Annotated in this window: 16 protein-coding genes; 11 read left to right on the plus strand and 5 right to left on the minus strand. The window is 45.8% G+C overall.

The features are described from left to right. Positions 1-6: 6 nt before the first annotated feature. Genes pepP through V1467_RS05235 form a run of 3 tightly spaced genes read left to right on the plus strand, consistent with a single transcriptional unit; the run spans position 7 to position 3,748 of the window. A complete protein-coding gene (pepP, locus tag V1467_RS05225; RefSeq protein WP_416307739.1) occupies positions 7-1,329 on the plus strand; it encodes a Xaa-Pro aminopeptidase in 1,323 nt (440 codons plus the stop codon). Continuing rightward, positions 1,326-2,531: a 2-octaprenyl-6-methoxyphenyl hydroxylase gene (gene ubiH, locus V1467_RS05230; protein WP_416307740.1), complete on the plus strand. Its 1,206-nt coding sequence runs from the start codon at positions 1,326-1,328 to the stop codon at positions 2,529-2,531. The genes pepP and ubiH overlap by 4 nt, the downstream gene beginning before the upstream one ends. Beyond that, entirely contained in the window at positions 2,531-3,748 is a 1,218-nt protein-coding gene (locus V1467_RS05235) for an FAD-dependent monooxygenase (protein WP_416307741.1), read from the plus strand. The genes ubiH and V1467_RS05235 overlap by 1 nt, the downstream gene beginning before the upstream one ends. Before the next feature lie 300 nt (positions 3,749-4,048). Here V1467_RS05235 and hemW read toward each other — a convergent pair whose 3' ends face one another. Together hemW and V1467_RS05245 are read right to left on the minus strand one after the other, a co-directional pair. Then, positions 4,049-5,191 (minus strand): radical SAM family heme chaperone HemW, encoded by a 1,143-nt coding sequence (gene hemW / locus V1467_RS05240; protein ID WP_416307742.1) that lies wholly within the window; start codon positions 5,189-5,191, stop codon positions 4,049-4,051. A 1-nt stretch (position 5,192) separates the two neighbouring features. After that, positions 5,193-5,795: an XTP/dITP diphosphatase gene (locus tag V1467_RS05245; RefSeq protein ID WP_416307743.1), complete on the minus strand. Its 603-nt coding sequence runs from the start codon at positions 5,793-5,795 to the stop codon at positions 5,193-5,195. Positions 5,796-6,092: 297 nt separating this feature from the next. Here V1467_RS05245 and recO point away from each other — a divergent pair, with 297 nt between their 5' ends. From recO to mazG, 6 genes are read left to right on the plus strand one after another with little or no spacing between them, the layout of a single operon-like run. After that, positions 6,093-6,794 (plus strand): DNA repair protein RecO, encoded by a 702-nt coding sequence (recO, locus tag V1467_RS05250; RefSeq protein WP_416307744.1) that lies wholly within the window; start codon positions 6,093-6,095, stop codon positions 6,792-6,794. Beyond that, entirely contained in the window at positions 6,791-7,525 is a 735-nt protein-coding gene (pdxJ, locus tag V1467_RS05255; protein WP_416307745.1) for a pyridoxine 5'-phosphate synthase, read from the plus strand. Before recO ends, pdxJ begins: the two co-directional genes overlap by 4 nt. Before the next feature lies 1 nt (position 7,526). Beyond that, positions 7,527-7,904: a holo-ACP synthase gene (gene acpS, locus V1467_RS05260; RefSeq protein WP_416307746.1), complete on the plus strand. Its 378-nt coding sequence runs from the start codon at positions 7,527-7,529 to the stop codon at positions 7,902-7,904. After that, positions 7,904-9,256 carry a 23S rRNA (uracil(1939)-C(5))-methyltransferase RlmD gene (gene rlmD / locus V1467_RS05265; RefSeq protein ID WP_416307747.1) on the plus strand — a complete coding sequence of 451 codons (1,353 nt, stop codon included), beginning with the start codon at positions 7,904-7,906 and terminating at the stop codon, positions 9,254-9,256. The genes acpS and rlmD overlap by 1 nt, the downstream gene beginning before the upstream one ends. 49 nt (positions 9,257-9,305) lie before the next feature. After that, the gene (relA, locus tag V1467_RS05270; protein WP_416307748.1) at positions 9,306-11,456 is read left to right on the plus strand and encodes a GTP diphosphokinase; all 2,151 of its coding nucleotides are present in this window, start codon (positions 9,306-9,308) and stop codon (positions 11,454-11,456) included. A 1-nt stretch (position 11,457) separates the two neighbouring features. Then, complete coding sequence (mazG, locus tag V1467_RS05275; RefSeq protein ID WP_416307749.1) at positions 11,458-12,273, plus strand: nucleoside triphosphate pyrophosphohydrolase; 816 nt, start codon at positions 11,458-11,460, stop codon at positions 12,271-12,273. A gap of 199 nt (positions 12,274-12,472) precedes the next feature. Here mazG and V1467_RS05280 read toward each other — a convergent pair whose 3' ends face one another. Both V1467_RS05280 and V1467_RS05285 read right to left on the minus strand, forming a co-directional pair. Then, entirely contained in the window at positions 12,473-13,390 is a 918-nt protein-coding gene (locus tag V1467_RS05280) for a hypothetical protein (protein ID WP_416307750.1), read from the minus strand. 148 nt (positions 13,391-13,538) lie between these two features. Further along, positions 13,539-17,789, minus strand: coding sequence for a PAS domain S-box protein (locus V1467_RS05285; protein WP_416307751.1), 4,251 nt, complete (start codon positions 17,787-17,789; stop codon positions 13,539-13,541). A 445-nt stretch (positions 17,790-18,234) separates the two neighbouring features. On the opposite strand from V1467_RS05285, the gene prfC reads away from it, so the two are divergent. After that, the gene (gene prfC / locus V1467_RS05290) at positions 18,235-19,812 is read left to right on the plus strand and encodes a peptide chain release factor 3 (RefSeq protein WP_416307752.1); all 1,578 of its coding nucleotides are present in this window, start codon (positions 18,235-18,237) and stop codon (positions 19,810-19,812) included. A 75-nt stretch (positions 19,813-19,887) separates the two neighbouring features. Then, on the plus strand, positions 19,888-21,624 hold the full coding sequence (gene argS / locus V1467_RS05295) for an arginine--tRNA ligase (protein ID WP_416307753.1): 1,737 nt from the start codon (positions 19,888-19,890) through the stop codon (positions 21,622-21,624). A gap of 63 nt (positions 21,625-21,687) precedes the next feature. Here argS and V1467_RS05300 read toward each other — a convergent pair whose 3' ends face one another. Further along, entirely contained in the window at positions 21,688-22,434 is a 747-nt protein-coding gene (locus V1467_RS05300; protein ID WP_416307754.1) for a helix-turn-helix domain-containing protein, read from the minus strand. Positions 22,435-22,748 lie beyond the last annotated feature (314 nt).

The raw sequence follows: 22,748 nt of genomic DNA on the forward strand, positions 1-22,748 counted from the left end.
GTCAGTATGATCACAGTTGAGGAATTTGCCCAGCGGCGCCAGGCGGTTATCGAGCAGATGAGCGCTAACAGTATTGCCGTTGTTGCGGCAGCGCGGGAAGTGACCCGTAGCCGAGATACCGAATATGCGTTTCGTCAGGATAGTGATTTTTATTATTTAACCGGTTTTAACGAACCCGAGGCCTGGTTAATTCTCAGCAATAGCGATGAGCACCCGCAACATATCCTGTTTTGCCGCGATAAGGATGCAGAAGCCGAAGTTTGGCAAGGTCGCCGTTTGGGGCCAGAACAGGCGGAGTCCCAATTAGGCATCGAGTTCTGTTTATCCATAAATGAACTGGATGAACAATTGCTGGTGCTGCTGAATAACAAACAGCGGTTACTTTTTGCCCAGGGCCAGGATAGTCAGGCTGATCAGCGTATTTTTGCCATGCTGGCGGATTTACGTAATGCGCCAAAGCAAACTCGCAATGCACCGCCGTTGATTGAGGATATTCGACCGCTGCTGCATGAAATGCGTTTGTTTAAATCTGCTGCCGAAGCAGAACTAATGCAACAGGCCGCCGAGATCTCTGGCCGTGCGCATATCCGGGCGATGAATTATTGCCGCCCCGGTGTGTTTGAATATCAGCTGGAAGCCGAAATCCAGCACGAATTTGCCATGTCAGGGGCGCGGCACCCCGCTTACAGTACTATTGTTGGTGGTGGCGACAATGGCTGTATTTTACATTACACCGAAAATAATGATGAGTTGGCGGACGGTGAGCTGGTATTGATTGATGCTGGTGCCGAATATCAAGGCTATGCCGCCGATATTACCCGAACCTTTCCGGTTAACGGCAGATTTTCCGAGCCACAGAAAGCCTTGTATGAACTGGTATTAAAAGCCCAGTCTGCGGCGTTTGATATGATCAGACCGGGCAACACACTGGCCCAGGCATCCGATCAAGTGGTGGAGATCATTACTCGAGGTCTGATTGATTTGGGTATTCTGCAAGGTGAATTGCGACAGAATATCGAGGATAAAAGTTACCGACAATATTTTATGCATGGCTTGGGACACTGGTTGGGTCTGGATGTGCATGATGTCGGCGACTACAAAATTGCTCAGCAGGATAGACCGTTCAAACCCGGTATGGTGTTAACTATCGAACCGGGTATTTATATTGCGAAAGATTCGCCGGTCGCCGAACAATGGCAAGGTATCGGTATTCGGATCGAAGATAATCTGCTGGTGACCGATGATGGTTATCAAAACTTAACCGCTTCGGTTCCAAAAACCGTTGCTGAACTTGAAGCATTAATGACCTGCCGCGGAGCGATGAAATGAAAACAGATATCATCATTGCCGGTGGCGGTACAGTAGGCTGTTGTTTGGCGTTGGCATTAGCCAAACTGACTGATTTAAATATCGCTATTATTGAAGCCAAAGCCTACCAGGCTGACCAGGCGCATCCCGGTTTTGATGCCCGTTCTTTGGCTATTGCCAAACATTCCCAGCGCGTGATGGATAGTTGGGGGCTGGATATTGGTGCCATAGGGACCGCGATTAAACAGATAAAAGTCACCGATCAGGGGCATATAGGCCAATGCTGGCTGGACTGCGCTGAACAAAATCTGGATGCATTGGGTTATGTGGTAGAGCTGCACCAACTGGGTCAACAGTTGCATCAGGCGCTGGATAACGTTGCTAGCTCCCGGTTACATTGGTATTGTCCCGACCAGATCGCGGCGATTGAACAGCATCAAGAGTGCATTAAAATCAATCTAGCCAGCCAGCAAACTCTCGAAGCCAGGTTGTTGGTAGTTGCTGATGGTGCAAAATCGCCCAGCGCCCAGATGATGGGGGTTAAATTTCAGCAACAGGATTATCATCAAGTTGCTCTTATCGCCAATGTGGCAACATCCAAACCCCATCATAATCAGGCGTTTGAACGTTTTACCGGCAGTGGCCCACTGGCATTACTGCCCTTGGCGGGCAATCAATGCTCGCTGGTATGGACATTGACTACCGATGAATATCAATCCATCAGAAATTGCGCTGATAGCGTGTTTTTGTCGGCCTTACAGGCAAAATTTGGCTATGCGCTGGGGGAATTTACCCAGGTCAGTCAACGCTATGGCTTTCCCTTGTCGTTACTTACAGCTGACGCATCGATACAACATCGCACGGTGATCATGGGCAATGCTGCGCATAGTTTGCATCCTATTGCCGGGCAGGGATTTAATTTGGGATTGCGGGATGTTGAAGCCTTGGCACAGTTACTGGCCAATTCAGTGCGACCGCAGCAGGATATTGGAGACTATCGGGTTTTGCATCAATATCAGCAGATGAGACAGGCCGACCAATCGCGGGTAATTGGCTTAACAGACGGGTTAGTACGGCTGTTTTCCAACCAATATTTACCGCTGGTTGTAGGGCGAAATCTGGGCTTGTCGATCGTCAACAGCTTGTCCGGACTCAAAAACAGTTTGGCTAAACAGGCGATGGGGCTGAATGCGGCTAGCACAGCTTCATCAGGAATTGAATAATGCGCTCCTTTGACATCCTGATTGTCGGTGGCGGAATGGTGGGATTAACCCAGGCATTGGCAATTGACCATTTATGTTGCGGATCTAAACCCCTCACCGTGGCGGTGGTTGACAGTCAGTCTGGCAACCAGCCATTGAGTGACCAACCCGAATTGCGGGTGAGTGCGATTAATATGGCCAGTGAAAGGCTGTTTGGTCATATTGGCGTATGGAAAAATATCGCTGATGTCCGCTTACAACCTTATTTCGGCATGCAAGTCTGGGAACAGGACAGCTTTGCACGTATTGAGTTCGACCATCAACAAGCAGGCCAGACACATCTGGGACATATTATTGAAAATCAGCTCATTCGTCAGAGTTTATGGGATGCGGCTGAACGCTCAGAAAATATTGAACTGATTGCTGCGGCCAGCATCAGCAAACTGGACGTGGGAGAACGGGATGCATTTGTTACCCTGGATAATGGTGAGTTGATAACGGCTCGTCTGGTTGTTGGTGCCGATGGAGCGAATTCCTGGGTCAGGCGTCAGATGAATCTGCCGATCACCCATTGGGACTATGAACATAAAGCGATAGTCGCCACGATTAAAACCGAATTACCCCATTTGCAACAAGCACGACAGGTGTTTACCCCGACGGGCCCTTTGGCATTACTACCATTATGGCAAGATAATCTGTGTTCTATTGTCTGGTCGCAGGATAACCGCGAAGCAAATCGCTTGTTGGCGATGACTGATACGGAATTTAATCAGGCATTAAGTAGCACCTTCGATATGCAAGCCGGCTTATGTGAATTACACAGTGAACGTATCAGTTATCCGTTGCAAATGCGCTATGCCCGTCAATGGGTTAAACCGCGCTTGGCGCTGATTGGTGATGCAGCTCATACTATTCATCCATTGGCAGGACAGGGGGCCAATTTAGGCTTGATGGATGCCGCAGCATTGGCGCAAAACCTGGCAGAATTACACCTTAATAACAAAGATATCGGTTTGTACAAATCACTACGAAGTTATGAACGCTGGCGTAAAACCGAAGCATTAAAATTAGTCGCCAGTATGGAAGGTCTTAAACGCCTATTTAACGGTGCTAATCCACTGCAAAAATTACTGCGTGGCAGCGGTATGGCACTAGCGAATAAATTACCTATGCTAAAAAACACTGCCATCCGACAAGCGATGGGGCTAGATGGCGAGTTGCCTGAATTAGCTAAATAACCGCAGCTCGATGAAATAGATGTTATCCAGAAAAGTGTCAAGCGCCCATAAAGTAGCGATTTTGGTTTTATCTAGCGACTCTAACTTTTAGCTGCATTAAAAAAGTTAGTGGAGCGAAAGGACTTTTGGGTACTTTTACTTCGGGCATCCTGCCCTTCACCTAATAGGCCAGCTAAAGCTGTTCAAATTTTTTCCCGAAAAATTTGTCGTCCTTGAAAAGTACCTAGCTCGCAGGGATGCGAGTTACAAATGGCATGGATGCCATTGGCGAAGCCAGTAAGCCCTATACTCGCAGCTCTGCTACACCAACATTTCCAGCAAACTATTCAGGTAACGGCGGCCTAGTTCGGTCACTTGCCAGTGGTTAGATGTGATGGCTAATAAGCCTTTATCTTGGGCTTGCAATAATTTGGCTTGCATCTCGAACTGGTCAATATCCAAACCAGTATAATGCCCGTAATCTTCAATCGGGCAGGCTTCGGTTAAGCGCAATCGATTCATTAAAAATTCGAAAGGGCGATCGGATTCAGCGACTGAATTGAGTTCACTTAAATGAGGCTTACTCAAGTCCATATAACCTTTGGGATGTTTGACTTTAACGGTACGCCGGATTTGACCGTCTTGAACATCGGTTATTTTGCCGTGAGCGCCGCAACCTATGCCCAGATAGTCGCCAAAACGCCAGTAGTTAAGGTTATGGCGGCACTGATGGCCAGCCTGGCTATAACCTGAAATTTCGTATTGTTGATAACCGGCAGCGGCCAACAGTTGTTGGCCTTGCTGCTGGATGTCCCACAGAATGTCGTCATCCGGCAAGGTAGGCGGTTTGGAAGCAAACAAGGTATTGGGTTCAATGGTTAACTGATACCAGGATAAATGCGGTGGTTGCTGGTCGATGGCGGTACGTAAATCAAATAACGCGTTATCGACCGATTGATTTGGCAAACCGTGCATTAAGTCCAGATTAAAGCTGTTTAACCCTGCTTGATGGGCATAACCGGCAGCATTGAGAGCCTGTTGTTGATCGTGGATGCGGCCTAATGCTTGTAGTTTATCGGCCTGAAAACTTTGCACCCCGATGGATATCCGATTGATACCGGCTTGGCGGAATTCACGGAACTTCTGACTTTCGACTGTGCCGGGATTGGCTTCCAGGGTAATTTCCGCATCGGCTGATAAATTAACCCGCTGCGTGACACCTTGCAGAATACGTTCAATGCCAGCGGCAGAAAACAGACTGGGCGTGCCACCACCAAAAAAAATCGTTTGTACCGGCCGGTCGCCAACCCGTTTGGTATCTTGAGCCAAATCATCAAGCAAGTGGGCAATATACTCTTGTTCGGGTAACGCGCTCTTTTGTCCATGGGAATTAAAGTCGCAATAAGGACACTTTTGCACACACCAGGGGATATGAATATACAGTGATAGTGGCGGGTTGAGCATCTTAGTCGTTAGCCAACTGCAGTTTATAGGTCAACTGCTGCAACGCCAGACCTCGGTGGCTAATAGCATTTTTTTGTTCCGGACTGAGTTCCGCTGAAGTGCACTGATGTTGTTCCACCCAGAATACCGGATCGTAACCAAAGCCGGCAGTACCGGATTTCTGTTGGGTGATGGTGCCGTGCCATTCACCCTGACAAATTATCGGCGTGGGATCATCGGCGTGGCGCATTAATACCAGTACGCAGATAAAACGGGCCGCGCGTTGAGATTCCGGAATGTCGGCCATTTCACGTAATAACTTATTGATATTACTGGCATCGGTTGCTTGTTCACCGCTATAGCGGGCCGAATAAATGCCCGGTGCACCGTCCAGAAAATCCACCGCTAAGCCTGAATCATCGGCAATAGCGGGTAAACCGGTTATTTTCGCCGCATGGCGTGCTTTGATAATGGCGTTTTCAACAAAGGTCGTACCGGTTTCTGGTACTTCTTCAACCTGATAGTCACTTTGTGGCACGATGTCGATATCCAGCGGCGCTAACATGCGCGCCAGCTCTTTGACTTTACCCTGATTACCTGTGGCTAATACAAATGTTTGTTTCATCGATTCTTTACTCATCATCAGCCTTTAGGGCCCGTCTTTAGGCCGCCATGGTAAAGCTTAGACTCGTGCTTGTCGAAAGGTATAGGATGACAGGAGGAAAATAAATTGCCGAAGCCAACGCCATTCATGCCGTTTTTTACACCACATCCATGCGTGATCATTGTTTTTAGCTCGAAGCTCGTCGCTCGCGGCTATTTTCTTTTTAGGCTTAATATAAATTCAAACCGGCTTTTTATATTGTCATTCAGTCACTTGAGATATAATCGACGCAGCTGTCAATCAATTCGAGTCGCTATTTTGCTCAACGGAATCAACGCCTTTATTTTGCACAAACGGGAATATCGTGAAACCAGTTATCTGGTGGATGCGTTTAGTGCCGAATACGGCAAGCTGAGTTTTGTGGCCAAAGGGGTGCGTAGCAGCAAGAGCCATAACAAAAGCTTGTTACAGCCGTTTCAACCGCTGGAGCTGACGTTGTATGGCAAGCATGAGTTAAAAAATTTATCTGTCTGTGAGGCTAATGGTAAAGCCTATCAATTGCTGGGTAAGGCGTTATATTCGGGGTTATATCTTAACGAGCTGATTAATCGCCTGTTGCATAGTGAATATCCTTATGCAGATCTGTTTGAATTGTATCGTCGCAGTATCCAGCAACTGGCGTTGGCGCAGCCCATAGAGCCGATATTGCGTTGTTTTGAATTCGGATTGCTGGCTGATATGGGTTATGCGTTGAATTTTGATACCGATGGTGCCAGCGGAGAGAGCATTCAGCCGGCCGGCTATTATCAATGGATTGAAGAGCAGGGGTTTATCCCGCTAGCTGGGCCAATGACGTCCAGAAACTGCTTTTCAGGAAGTGATTTACTCGCTATCGCCGGGCAACAATGGCAGCAATCTTCATTGAGCTGTGCCAAAATTATCAGCCGCATGGCGTTGCAACCGCTGCTAGGCAGCAAACCATTAAAAAGTCGTGAACTGTTTATGAGAGAAAAAAGTTGAAAAGAGATATTTTGCTAGGCGTCAATATTGACCATATTGCTACCTTGCGCAACGCGCGTGGTACCTCTTATCCCGATCCTGTGCATGCCGCCGATATTGCCGAACGAGCCGGTGCCGATGGTATTACCGTGCATTTGCGCGAAGATCGTCGTCATATCAAGGATCGCGATGTGCAGCTGTTGCGTCAGACCATCAATACCAGATTGAATCTGGAAATGGCGGTTACAGACGAAATGCTCGATATTGCGCTTAATATCAAACCCGAATTTTGCTGTCTGGTGCCTGAAAAACGTCAGGAACTAACCACCGAAGGCGGCCTGAATGTAGTCGATAATGTTGATGCCATTACTCATGCCTGTAGCGAACTTGCCAAGATAGGCAGCAAAGTATCCTTGTTTATCGATGCTGATAACCAGCAAATTCATGCTGCTCGTCAGTGCGGTGCCGAGTACATTGAAATCCATACCGGCTGTTATGCCGATGCCACTGACGAAGAATCCCAACACAAGGAACTGCAGCGGATTAAAGATGCTGTCAGCTATGCGACCTCTATCGGCCTGAAAGTGAATGCCGGACATGGCTTGCATTATCATAATGTTAAGCCAATAGCCGCTATTGAAGAAATCATCGAATTGAATATCGGACATGCCATTATTGGCCGTGCCGCTTTTGACGGTTTGGCCAAAGCTGTTGCCGATATGCGCGCCCTGATGCAAGAAGCGCGTCGCTAGTATGGCGGTGGTAGGTCTGGGGACCGATATTGTCGAAATTGCCAGAGTCGAAAAGCAGCTGGAAAAATCTGATCGTTTGGCCGAACGGGTGCTTTGCCCGGCGGAACTGGAAAAGTTCAGGCAACATAAATTCCCCGGACGCTTTCTGGCAAAGCGTTTCGCCGCCAAAGAAGCCGCTGTCAAAGCGGCGGGCATAGGTATTGGTAATGGTGTCAGTTTTCAGGATGTGGAAGTGCTTAATCTGCCCTCGGGTAAACCCTACTTGCATATAAGCGGGCGTCTGCTTGATATAGTCACCTCTATGGGCGTGACAGGCTGGCACATCTCCATCTCCGACGAGCAGCATTATGCGGTGGCTACAGTGATTCTGGATAAATAATGGTTCAAATATTTCGTGCGCCCAAAGGTAATAGTAAAAAGGGCAATAACCAAAAACAGCATAACCCGCAAAAATTGCAGTTGAACATCGAGCAGCTTGATCATCATGGACAGGGCGTGTGCCGCCAGCATCAACCTTTGGTATTTGTTGACAATGCCTTGCCCGGAGAAAGTGTCCGGGTCAGCATCAGTGACAAAAAATCCCGTTTCTGGAAAGGTCGGGCAATTGATATTTTGCAGCCTTCCTCGCAACGTATCGCTCCCTTTTGTCCGTATTTTAGCCAATGTGGTGGTTGTCAAAACCAGCATATCAGCGCACAGGATATGTTGGCGCACAAACAATCCGCGGTAGATGCAATGCTGACAAAAGTAGCCGGAACCACTGCGCTAAACTGGCAGCCTGCTATTTATCATGATCAACAGGCCTATCGCCGTAAAGCGCGATTGGCAATCGATAACCGTGACAAGCAGCGCTTAAAAGTCGGTTTTCGTGCCAAGCTCAGCAACGAAGTCGTGGCGATTGAACAATGTCCGGTTTTAACTCTGCCATTGCAGAAGTTGTTGCCCCATTTATTGGCAGCTTTGCACCAACTGCATAACAAGAACGCTTTGGGACATGTCAGTTTACTGGATAGCGGGAATCAGTTGCAGGTAACTCTTCGCGTTATTAAAGAAATAAATGAAAAAGATAAGTTAATACTTGCCAACCTTGAATCCGCTTCTAATTGCCGTGTGATACTCGAAACGGCAAAAAATCAGTTTGAAGCATTATCCGCAAGTTACCAGCCTGCACACTATTCGTTGCAAGATGGTATTCAAATTGCGTTGTCACCGAATGATTTTATCCAGGTCAATGCGGCGGTGAACCAACAGATGGTTGAACAGTCTATTCAATGGCTGGAACTGGATAAACAGGACAGGGTACTGGATCTGTTTTGCGGTGTGGGTAATTTCAGTTTGCCACTGGCTAACAAAGTGCAGCAGCTTATCGGCATTGAGGGCGTGGCAGAAATGGTGCAGCAGGCCAGTGATAATGCTCAACGTAACGAAATCAGCAATAGTCGTTTTGTACAGGCCGATCTAACCGAGTGGAATATGCTAAATGATGATGGCATACGTCATTGCAATAAAGTGTTGCTCGATCCCGCCAGAGCCGGAGCGCTGGAAGTGATAGCGCAACTTAAAGCACTTAAACCACAAAAAATATTGTACGTGAGCTGCAACCCTGCCACCTTTGCCCGAGATATGGGCGAGTTGCTGAGTAGTGGCTTCAGGCTGGATAAAATTGCCTTGATGGATATGTTTCCACATACTGTGCATACCGAATTGATGGCATTGTTCGTGCCTAACTGAAACGAACATTCTGTACAGATATAACCCGGAGTATTGATAAAGACTGATCATGGTTTCTATTCGTAAAGTGCATGAACAACAAACGGATTCTTTTCAGGAATGGCTTGGCTCACTGAGTTTGACGGACGAGTGCCGCCAGTCATTGCGTGATATAGCCAACACAATTGATGTGCCCTTGATGTCCAGAGAAATGGTGGAGATCCTGCACGAACTGCATATGGATGATGAAACCCTGCAAGCCGCATTGGTTTTGCCTGTTTGTGAGGCAGAACAATGGTCGGATGAAGCCATCGGCGAAAAGCACAATGCGGCCATCAGCGAGCTATTGTTAGGGGTGCGCAGAATGGACGCCATCCGTAACCTGCATGCCAACAGTAAAGCCCGCAGCGATGAGGCTCAAATCGATAATGTGCGACGCATGTTGCTGTCGATGGTGCAGGATGTGCGGGCAGTGGTGATAAAACTGGCCGAACGCATTTGTCGTCTGCGCCAGGTCAAAGACGAAGACGAAGAAACCCGGGTACTGATTGCCAAAGAATGCGCCAGTATCTATGCACCCTTGGCCAATAGACTGGGAATAGGGCAACTAAAATGGGAACTGGAAGACTTGTCGTTCCGCTATTTGCATCCTGAGACCTACAAACAAATCGCCGGTTTACTGCATGAGAAGCGTACCGATCGCGAGCAGTATATTGATGACTTTGTCGCCAATCTGCAGGCCGAGTTAACCCGCGAAAATATCAAGGCCGAAGTCTATGGTCGACCCAAACATATTTTCAGTATCTGGAAAAAGATGCAGAAAAAACATCTGGGTTTCGAGCAGTTGTTCGATATTCGTGCTGTGCGTATTATTGCTGAAAGATTACAGGACTGTTATGGCGCATTGGGGATAGTGCATGCTCACTTCAAACACATTCCGCGCGAGTTTGACGACTATATTGCGACCCCGAAACCGAACGGTTATCAATCTATCCATACGGTAATTAATGGTCCGCAGGGCAAGTCAATTGAAATCCAGATCCGTACCCAGCAAATGCATCAGGATTCGGAATTAGGTGTGGCCGCACACTGGAAATATAAGGAAGGCAACCACAGCAGTCGTTCCAGTTATGATGAAAAGATCAGCTGGCTGCGCAAGATCCTTGCCTGGCAGGAAGAAATGGCTGAATCCGGTGATATTGTCGAGGAATTGCGCAGTCAGGTATTTGAAGACAGAGTCTATGTATTTACCCCACGCGGCGATGTGGTTGATTTGCCGATGGGATCGACACCACTGGATTTTGCCTATTACATTCACAGTAATGTTGGCCATCGTTGTATCGGTGCCAAAGTATTTGGCCGTATCGTGCCTTTTACCTATCAGCTACAAACCGGTGATCAGGTAGATATCCTTACCGGCAAACGCAGCAATCCCAGCCGCGACTGGATGAACCCCAGTTTGGGTTACATCCACTCTTCCCGGGCCAGAGCCAAAATCCAGACCTGGTTTAAAAAACAGGACAGGGACAAAAACTTGCAAGCAGGCAAAGAGGCACTGGATAAGGAATTGGTTCGTGCTCATGTGGACCCAAAACAGGCTACCGAAGCTTGTCATAAATTCAATGTGAGCAGCGTTGAAGATTTGTATGTCGCCATTGGTGGCGGTGATATTCGTATTAACCAGGTGGTTAACTTCCTGTTGCAACTCTACGCACCACCGCCGGAAATAGATGTTCGTCTGAAAAAGCGCAGCAGTAGCAAAAAGAGCAAGGACAGTATCGAAGTCGAAGGCGTCGGTAATCTGATGACTCAACTGGCCGGTTGTTGTAAACCGCTACCGGGCGATCCTATTCAGGGCTATATCACCCAGGGGCGTGGTGTCAGTGTGCATAAAGAAGACTGTGAACAGCTTATTCATTTGCTGGAAGAACACCCTGAACGCTATATAGATGTGAACTGGACTTCCGGACACAGCGGCGTGTTCGAAACCCACGTGGAAGTATTTTGTAATGACCGTGACGGTTTATTGCGGGATATCACCACGGTACTGGCCAACGAAAAGGTCGGCTTGCTCGGGGTCAACAGCTTAAGTAACAGCAAAGACAACACCGCCAAGATTCAGTTGAAGCTGGAAGTTAAAGATTTACACAGTTTGGCCAAAATGGTGTCCCGACTGGATAAGGTCAACGGCGTACAGTCGGTGCGTCGGGTTGAAGCCTGATATGCAGCAGTTTCCTAATTTGCAAAAGTTGTTGGAGGTGATGCAGCGGTTGCGTGACCCGGAGGATGGTTGTCCATGGGATAGAAAACAAAGCTTTCAGTCTATTGTCCCCTTTACCATTGAAGAAGCCTACGAGGTCGCCGATGCCATCGAGCATGGCAGCATGGAGGATATTAAAGACGAGCTGGGAGATTTGCTGTTTCAGGTAGTATTTTATGCCCAGCTTGGTCAGGAACAGAATGAATTTGATTTTGAGGCGGTGGCCGGTGCGATAGTCGATAAGCTGATCCGTCGCCACCCTCATGTGTTTGCCGATGCGGAAATAGACTGTGAAGCGCAGTTAAATCGTCATTGGGACAAGATTAAACAGCAGGAACGACTGAGTCAGGGCAAGGCTTCCGATAATAGTGTACTGGCCAATATTCCTGCCGGTATGGCGCCGTTAATGCGCGCCAACAAGATCCAGAAACGTTGTGCCAAAGTGGGCTTTGACTGGCCTGAACTGGCACCGGTGGTGGATAAAATTCATGAAGAAATTGATGAAGTGATGCAGGAAGTTAACCAGCCCAAGATGGATCAACAGGCTGTTGAAGAGGAAATGGGTGACCTGCTGTTTGCAGTAGTGAATCTGTCGCGGCATTTAAAGGTGGAACCGGAAACGGCATTGCGTAAAGCCAATCACAAGTTCGAGCAGCGTTTTCGGGCGGTGGAACAGCATTTCATCCAACGCGATTTGGCGATTGAACAGGCCACGCTGGATGAAATGGAGGATGTATGGCAACGGGTAAAGGCAGCGAATAAGGGGAATCAAGCATAGAACTGAGGGTTTCGAACCACCAGTTTAATGGTTTTGTCAGTTATTCCTGCATGTTTTAGCAGGAACCCGTTGCTTAAGCATTTGATCTTATTTCTCTGTGAACTCCGTGTTTCTGTGGTAAATAGGGTTTTCTTTGCGTTCCCTGCGTCTTGTTGGCGTGATCATGTTTTAGCTCGTAGCTCAATGCTCGTAACTGACTTTATGGACTCACCACTTTGCCTTTTTGATCCAGTAAAACTAGCTGACCGGCCTGATACTGATACCCATCCAGGCGCACATCCTGTTGTACCTGAATCGCGTGTAATTGCATATTGCGTACATAAATCGCCGGATTGTCGCCAAACTCATAATTATTGATTTGCAATGAATCTGGCAGGTAATAGATATCGTAGGACTGCTGCCCGCCAGCATACAATGAATTAGCCTGATAAAGACTAAACGTGCTGTTACGCGGGGCAATCACCGCCACTGCTTTAGTCGTATTGCCATAAGCCGATACCCCATTCGCCAGCGAGGCAATAATTTCGGCTTCGGCTAACGTACCTTTGTACAACTGGTATTGATTGGTTGTTTCGTCATATAGCAGTTGTGCCTGACCCTTGAGCAGCTTGCCAAATAAGCGATAGTTTTCCGCTTTAAAGGGGGTGACCGAAGTAATATGCCCGTTGGAGCTGAATTGCACCTCCATATCGACAGGCAAAATCAGATTTTTATTTTCTGGTGTACTGTCTTTTTTCATGGTGGCGTTGCGGATCTGGCCATTACCCCAAAACACCACATAGCTATTGGCTAATAAGGCATTGCCGTTAGTTTGGCTTTCTTCCAGCAGCGTTCCGGCTTTGACTTGTCCGTTTTCGAAAAAGTTGATTGAGCTGCCACTTTTAAATACCAGGTTATTCTGATTGAAGTTTTCTTTTAGCAAACCACCGGCCAGAAGTCCGGTTTGATAAAATGTGACATTTTGCTCTGAGTCGATAAAAGCGCCGTTATAATAGGCATCCTGGGATAGTGTGGCGGTTGATTGGGGAGCCTGTGGCGTTAAACTTTGGTTATCAAAATTTTGCTGTGCCGTAAGAGTTGCCGAGAACAGTAAGGCCATTGGCAGAAGGTATTTCATGTCCTAAATATCCCTGATTTAATGATGAGAATTCCAAAAAGTTCAGCTTATCCAACTATTAAATGTATTAAAATACATTTAATAGTACATCTTGGACTCTGTTCACTTACTAATCAATCTTCGCTTTTACACTAATTGCCTGCCTTAACTAATCCAGGTATTTCTGTAACTGGTTGATTTTTTCTATAGCCTGGGTGATCAGCACGGAAAACTCGCCGATAACCTCTGACGTGAGACTATATTGCTCATCTTGCAATAACTTGTCCTGGCGGGTTGAAAAATCAATCATTTCAGAGAAACCGACTGTTGCTGCCGTGCCCTTTAAAGAGTGGAATAAGCGCTTTGTGTATTCGGTGTCTGTTGTTAGCTGGTTACTGGCTATTTGTTCCTGGTAGTCTTTTAGTTCGTTGTCAAAAGATTGCAGTATTTTACTGTATAGAGATTTTGAGTTTCTCATGCGCTGGAAGGCATCTAGTACGTTGATATTAGCTTGCTGACAATAATGCAGTGCTTCTTCTGACAGGACTTGATTGCTTTGTGTTTTTTGCGGAACAGGATTTATCTTGTTTTGCTGTAAATTGTTCAAGATAACATCGACTAAATGATCTATCTCAAAAGGCTTGCCGACATGGTCATTCATACCCGCGGCGAAACAGGCATCTTTATCACTTTGCATTGCATTGGCGGTCATGGCGACTATCGGGGTGTCTTGCATAATCGGCATTTTTCGGATGCGTTGTGTTGTTTGATATCCATCAAGGTCAGGCATCTGGATATCCATCAATATAAGGTCGAACGGATCAGTCCTGTCTTTCAGTTCTTGCAGGGCGTAAGTGCCTCCTTGTGCGATAATAACTTTTGCTCCTTCAAGGGCAAGCAGTTCCGATGCAACTAATTGGTTGGTTGGATTATCCTCAACCAACAGCAACTCTAGGCCAGACAATCTATTGGATGTTTTTTCAGGTATTGAAACAGACTCTCTGGTTGCTTGGCTGTATGCATCTTTAATGGTATTTAACACCATCGTTTTGGTTACCGGCTTTTCTAAGAATCCGTTAAACAAATCAGAATCTGCCATGTGTTTGTTTGCCAGCATATCTCTGCTGTAGGCGGTAATCATGACAATCAAGCTGGCTTGATTGGAAGGTAGTATTTCTCTAATTTGTTCCGCCGTTTGCCAACCATCCATGCCTGGCATTTTCCAATCCATAAAAATCAAATCATAAAATGCATTAATTTTTTGCTTGTTTTGTATCTTGTTCAGGGCATCCAGACCTGATGACGCATTGTCTACCTTCCAGCCTATCTCACTCAGCATTTGGGCCAAAATCGCTCTGGCATGTTCGTTATCATCCACGATCAACACATGGAGATTATCAACATCAATAGCATCGGTTACTGAAACGTCATTGTTATTTTCCTTGGTCAGCCATAGACTAAAGGAAAAGGTACTACCTATATCAGGTTGACTTTCAACGGAAATCTTCCCTCCCATTAATTCGACTAACCGTTTGGAAATCGCCAGGCCCAATCCTGTTCCCCCGTAACGGCGACTGGTCGAGGTTTCTGCCTGGCTAAAACTGGAAAACAGCTGTTGTATCTGATTTGACGACATGCCAATGCCGGTATCTTTAATATCGAACATTAATTGCACTGCATCGTCGGTCTGTTGAACCTGTTTTATGCTTATGACAACTTCACCTTTTTCGGTAAATTTTATTGCATTGCTTGCCAGGTTAAGCAGGACTTGCTTTAGACGGAAACCGTCGCCGTTAAGCAGAAACGGACTGCGAGTTGGAATATCATAGATGACTTCAATATCTTTGTCGGCCAGGCTGATTGATAATATGCTACTGATCTCACTCATAAGTTGATGTAAGTCGAAGCAATGCTCTTCCAGCATCAACTTGTCTGCTTCTACTTTTGAGAAATCCAGAATGTCGTTTAGTAAATTGAGTAAAGAAGTGGACGCGGTTCTGGCTTTTTCTATATATTCGAGTTGTTTTGCTGATAATTCGGTTTGCTGAACCAGTTGCAATAAACCAATAATAGCATTCATTGGTGTTCTAATTTCGTGGCTCATATTCGCTAAAAAGGCAGATTTAGCCTTATTGGCGGCATCAGCTTCATCCTTCGCCACAGCCAGTTCATGTTCTCTGTGAATTCGTTCACTGATATTTCTGGCGACGACATAGATAAACTGTTGTTCGGATAGATTGACTAAGGTAGAGGTTAAAGATACCGGAACTTTGTCGCCATCCTTGCTAATGAAATATGAATCTAGTTGTAACTGGTTTAGTCGTTCGAGTTTTGTTTTCCATTCATCGGCGTTATATTCGGGGCAAAATTGCTCAATCTCTATATTAAGTAATTCTTCTTGTCCATAGCCTAGCGTGTGATGGGCTGCCTGGTTTACTTTTATAATACGTGATTCAGGTGTTAGCCAAAAAACGGCATCAGAGGTTTGTTCGGTGGATAGCTTGGTTAGTGACAACTCAAACTCAAGTTGTTTTTGTCTGGTTAAGTCAATTGCTATCCCTAAAAAGCCGATTAGTTCGCCCTTATCGTTAGTTAACGAGCTAACGCTTAAATTGACCGGACAAACTGAGCCGTCTTTTCGAATATATGACCACTCATTATTATCAATGTGTCCTTGTCTGGCTTTGGCGACAAATACTTCAAACCCGGGTTCTATGGTGGTATTTAATTCTGCTGAGAGGATTTGGGCCCGCTGTTTAATTTCTTCAGCGTCATGGAAAATGGCTGGCGTTTGTTTACCGACTAATTCGTCTTTCCTGTACTGCAGGATATTCTCGGCTGCCGGGTTAAATAATGTGATAAGACCCTGCTGATCAGTTGCAATAATGGCGTACTCCGCACTTTCAAAAATAGAGCGTTGGAAGGCGGAGACTTGAGCAATTTCATTTGTTCTCAGTGTTACTTTATGTTCCAGCTCTTCGTTGGCACGGAGTAAATTTTGTTCGGCTTCTTTAATATGGCTGATATCGAGGATAGTCACTGCCGAGCCAATAACGTTGTGACTTTCATCTTTTATGGGAGTGACATTGACAGATACAGGGATACGTTTACCTTTCCTCGTTTTTCGGATCGTATCTAGTGAACGAATTTTTTCGTCTTTAATGATTTTGCTAACAATATAATCTTCTTCGTCAATCTTGTCTGGAGGAACAATCAAATCCATCACTTTCATACCAATGGCTTCGGATTCTGCATAACCAAACATTTGTTCTGCTGCACCGTTCCAGCTTGTGATGATTCCCTCTTTATCTTTTCCGATGATCACTTCGTTGGCATTGGTGACAATGGCTGCCAGCTCGGCTTTATGGCGAGTCAAAAGTCGGCGGCGGTAAAAATTAATTTGTATAAAAAATGCAATGATGGCCAACAATACTGACAGAAGAATAGAAAGCCTTAGTTTGTCGTTGGCAGGAAGTAATGTTAGCGAATCAATAAAAGCCTGTGACGCAGTCAATTCAATTTGCCATTGTCGCCCATATAGAGGCTGAGTGAGTGCAACCTTATATTGAGACAACTCCGGGCTTTTTGATGGACGATCAAAAAAAGTGATTCTGTTGTCGTCGGCAGACACGTCGGCAATGGTGAGCGACAATTTGTCGTTAATTTGAGTGATGCTATTTAAGATTTCGCCTATGAGTAGGGGAGTGTAGCTCCATCCGACAAGTTGTTCTAAACGGAGGTCAGGCGGAGGTGAACTGCTGCTTTTATAGACTGGCAATAGCAATAAAAAGCCATGCTTTGTTTGCTGCTCATCTTGAACCAGCGTGATTGGGCCAGTTAATGCCAGAGTATTTTGTTCTGCAGCTAACAGCGCCGCCGTTCTGCGGGTTATTTCTGAGCCTATGTCCAATCCCACCGCTTCTTTATTACGTATTTCAGGCTCAATGTACTGAATAACAAATAAGTCGTCGTTGTGCGCGTTGAGTTGCCGAATTTTGAATGAAACGTCGCGCTCTTGCTGCATTTCTGCAACAAACCGGGATTGTTCATCTTGCTTAATTCGCCGGATAAAACCGAATCCCCTGGCGCCGGGAAACTCGTGGGCATAGTCCCGGCTTTTGGTATAGTTAAGCATTTGTTGATAATGATAATTGTCGATGCCCTGGCTGCTTATCGACCCTCGCAAGCCCCTTAATCCATACTGATAGAGTGTTACCTTTTCAACTATTTGCTCGCCAATATCATCCAGTCTGCTCTGCAGAGACTGTTGAATTATCAAATTGTTTTTATATTTGTCCTGTTCTTGCATCCATACACCAAGCAGGGTGCCGAATAACAATATCATGAACGGAAACAGTAAAGGATATTGATGGCGGGTTTTATTTTTGCTTTGATCCGGAGCTGATAGCTTTAATTCCATATTTACTTATGATCCTGGTTGATCAAATTATTTATCGATGGTGGTCTACCAACGGTAACATCAAGGCTTTACATCATATTAGTATAGCGTTACCTGTAAGTATCGAACGCTTCTCCGATACCATAACCAATTAATTTATTAACATACTCTATTCCAATAAATATTAATCTATATTATTGATTTTTAGTATGTTTTATTACGCGTCACTTGTCACTACAGCTGACTAAGACAGCAATTTAAAATAAGTTTGAACGGATTTTTATCCGCGAATTTAATAATAATATTAGGTCTTGATGGTCGTAACACCATATCGCTTTAGGCTAACTTGATCCGCAGATACAAACGAAAGTGTCAATCTAGTTGCAACAGGCGACATTTAACGCATTTTGGTTTAAAATCCGCGGCCAATTTTTGTTTAATCTTTAACTCTGAGTTTATATCGCCCATGTCATATCAGCAGGAAGTCGACAAGCGCCGCACTTTTGCCATTATCAGCCACCCGGATGCAGGTAAAACCACCATTACCGAAAAGGTATTGTTGTTCGGAAATGCTTTGCAAAAAGCCGGTACGGTAAAAGGCAAAAAGTCCGGGCAACATGCCAAATCTGACTGGATGGAAATGGAAAAAGAGCGGGGGATCTCGGTGACCACTTCGGTCATGCAATTTCCGTATAAAGACCATTTGGTTAACTTACTGGATACCCCAGGGCATGAAGATTTCTCGGAAGACACCTATCGAACGCTGACCGCAGTTGATTCCTGTTTGATGGTTATTGATGCCGCCAAAGGGGTAGAAGCTCGTACGATCAAATTGATGGACGTCACCCGTTTACGTGATACACCCATTATTACCTTTATGAACAAACTGGACCGCGATACTCGCGATCCGATCGATTTGCTTGATGAAGTCGAAGATATCCTGAAAATTAAATGCGCTCCGGTAACCTGGCCCATTGGCATGGGGAAAGAATTTAAAGGGGTGTATCACCTGTTGCGTGACGAAACTATGCTGTATCAAAGTGGTCAGGGGCATACCATTCAAGAGGTGCGTATTATCAAAGGGCTGGATAATCCTGATTTGGATAAGGCCATTGGCAGTTATGCCGAAGAGCTGCGCGATACGCTTGAACTGGTTAAAGGTGCCTCTCACGAGTTTGATTTAACTGAATTTTTAGCCGGCGGATTAACCCCGGTATTTTTTGGTACCGCGATGGGGAATTTTGGTGTCGATCACATGCTGGACGGTTTGATCCAGTGGGCACCTAAGCCGCAGGGTCGTGGTACTTCCGAGCGTGATGTAAGTGCCGATGAGCAAAAATTCAGTGGCTTTGTGTTTAAAATACAGGCCAATATGGATCCCAAACATCGTGACCGTATTGCCTTTTGCCGGGTGGTATCAGGCATGTACGAAAAAGGCATGAAAATGCATCAGCCACGCATCGGTAAAGATGTACGAATTTCCGATGCATTAACCTTCCTGGCCGGTGATCGGGAAGTACTGGAAACCGCCTATGCCGGTGACATTATCGGTTTGCACAACCACGGCTCGATCCAGATTGGTGATACCTTTACCGCCGGTGAAAAGTTCCGTTTTAGCGGTATTCCCAATTTTGCCCCCGAACTGTTCAAGCGTATCCGGTTAAAAGATCCACTCAAGCAAAAGCAGCTGCAAAAAGGCCTGATTCAACTATCGGAAGAAGGTGCAGTGCAGGTTTTCCGTCCGTTGATTAATAATGACCTGATCGTCGGCGCCGTAGGGGTACTGCAGTTTGATGTGGTCGTGGCGCGGTTAAAGTCCGAATACAACGTGGATGCCATTTACGAACATATTAATGTTGCCACAGCGCGCTGGGTAGACGGCGAAAATGAGCGCAAGGTGGATGAGTTCCGTCGTAAAGCGGAGGCCAATCTGGCGCTGGATGGAGGTGATAATCTGACTTATATCGCGCCAACCATGGTGAATCTGTCACTGGCACAAGAACGCTATCCCGATATCGTATTCCGTACTACGCGAGAGCATTAATGTTTGCTGAGGGATTTAATTAATTTTCTGTTTTTTTGCCGCTAATGCGGCTTAACTAACCAATAAATAGTGACCATGAATATATCTCAACTGCTACAACAAAAATTCCGTGATGCCCTGGTGGCGATTGGTGCCCCCGAAAATTCACCTGCACCACTAAGCCGCAGTACTCGCCCTGAATTTGGCGAGTATCAGTTTAATGGCGCCATGGCGTTAGCCAAGGTGCTTCGTCAAAAGCCGAGGGATATCGCCGAAAAAATTGTTGAGGCAGTTGAGCTGGAAGGTATTGCCAACCAGCTTGAGATAGCTGGCCCCGGCTTTATTAATATTCATTTGGCCCCAGAATGGTTAGCCAGACAACTTGAAACTGCCGCTCAGTCATCACGCCTGGGAATTGACACTGAACAGCCTAAAACTGTGATAGTAGATTACTCCTCACCCAATTTGGCCAAAGAAATGCACGTTGGCCATTTGCGTACCACTATTATTGGTGATGCAGTGGTAAAGGCTCTTGAATTTATGGGCCACAATGTTATCCGTCAAAACCATATGGGAGACTGGGGCACCCAGTTTGGTATGTTATTGGCACACTTGAATGACAAGTTGCAAGCCAATCAGGTGGCAGAAACAGCCTTATCCGATCTGGAAGATTTTTATCGTGAAGCCAAAGTACGCTTTGATGAAGAGCAAGGTTTTGCTGATCGCGCTCGCGAATACGTGGTTAAACTGCAAGGTGGCGATCCACAATGCATGCAGTTATGGCAGCAATTTATCGATGTATCTATTGCCCATAGCGAAGAGGTGTATCACAAACTGAATGTCTCACTGACACGCAAAGATATTATGGGCGAGAGTGCCTATAACGATGATTTAGCCAACGTGGTTAAAGAACTCAAAGATAAAGGTATTGCTGTCGAGGATCAGGGCGCGCAGGTGGTGTTTATTCAGGAATTGGCCGATAAAGAAGGCAATCCTGCAGTTTATATTGTGCAAAAAACCGGTGGCGGCTATTTATATTCCACAACTGATTTGGCTGCCATGCGTTACCGCTCCTTTACGCTCAATGCCGATCGTAACCTGATCCTGACCGATGCCCGTCAGGCGCTGCACTTTAAACAAACCGAAATTGTTGGCCGCAAAGCCGGATTTATCAAACCCGAACAAAGCTACGAACATTGTCCCTTTGGCATGATGTTGGGTAGCGATGGTAAACCCTTTAAAACCCGCAGTGGTGGCACCGTTAAGCTGGTTGAGTTGCTGGATGAGGCAGTAGAGCGGTCAGCGGTATTGATTGCCAGCCGGGTGTCGGATCTGGACGACGTTCAGCGTGAAGAAATCGCCCGTAAAGTGGGTATTGGTGCAGTGAAATACGCGGATTTAAGTAAAAACCGCACCACCGACTATATGTTTAACTGGGATTCGATGCTCAGTTTTGAAGGCAATACTGCACCTTACTTGCAATATGCCTATACCCGGGTGCAAAGTATTTTCCGTAAAGCCGGAATAGATAGCCAGCAGACCCACGCCAATATCCAGTTGAATGAAGCGCAGGAAAGATTGTTGGCAGTCAAGCTGCTGCAATATATTGAGGCCATTAATCAGGTTACGGCAGAAGCCACACCTCATGTGTTATGCAGTTATTTGTACGATTTGGCCAGCTTGTTTATGAGCTTTTACGAAGCTTGCCCTATTCTTAAAGACGGCATTGCCACGCAGGTAAAAGACAGCCGTTTAATGCTGGCCGCACTGACCGGACGCACGCTTAAATCCGGTCTGGAATTGTTGGGTATCGAAATAATGGAAAAGATGTAAACCGCTTCTAATACTGATAAAAAAGCCGGGGCCTTAGGGTCCCGGCTTTTTTATATGACGGTTTTACTGGATGCGGCGGTCGCGCAGAACCTGTTCACGCATTTGTGACGGGTGAATGCCAAAAACCAATTTAAACTGTTTGGTGAAATAACTGTGATCACTAAAACCGCTGGCATAGGCGATTTCCGAAATAGGTAAAGTGGTTTCAACCACCTTTAACCGCGCATTTTCCAGACGCACGTCATTGATAAATTGAGTTGGTGTTTTACCCAAATATTTTTTGAAACGTCGCTCCAGCGCGCTCAGCGACAAATGACACAAGTCAGCCAACTGGTGACTGGTAATGGCGCGACTGTAGTTTTGGCGAATAAAATCGATGGGACCTTTCAACGCATCAATCGAAGACAGTGCATGAGACGATTTCTGGAAATGGCGAGTAATTCCATAGCTGCCGATAATGTGATCCTGCTCGTTTTTGAGAGGACGTTTAGAGGTTGAAAACCAGGCAAATTGACTGTTTTGAGTAATATTCATTTCCAGGCGGTCGGTCACCAGTTGCCCTTTTAACAGGCTTTCATCGTCGTGCATATACTGTTTTGCCAGATGCGGCGGGAAAAAGTCCAGATCGGTTTTACCATGAACTTCTTTTAGGGATTTGGCGCCAATATGTTCAACATAAACCTTGTTGGCATAAACAATACGACCCTGTATATCTTTTATCCAAAATAGTACGTCGGGCATCAGTTCAAACACTTCTATAAGTTGTTTGATTTCTAATGACTGAAATTGCTGTTTCCAGAATGCTTGCATAACCTAAACCGTTGATGAGTCATTCAAGTGGTGCCTAAATATTTACAATTTGCAGAGAAAATCATAGTCACTTTTTTGTTAATCTTATGTTCTTTTCTGGTAAGCCTGTTGTGATATGGCACGCTAATGCGCAATTTAACAAGGCTATTTAGTTTGTTTAGAGATACGTTTACCTTACAGCTATCGATTTTTTTATATGTAAAAAATTTTTTTGTTATGCTGTTATCGCTGAAATAGTTATAGTCATAACCGAATTCTTTATACGTTCCATATTATGTTCACTTATACACTGGCTCTATTAAGCTGATGTTGCA

The sequence above is a fragment of the Neptunicella plasticusilytica genome (assembly GCF_047922965.1).
GTDB classification, from domain to species: domain Bacteria; phylum Pseudomonadota; class Gammaproteobacteria; order Enterobacterales; family Alteromonadaceae; genus Neptunicella; species Neptunicella plasticusilytica.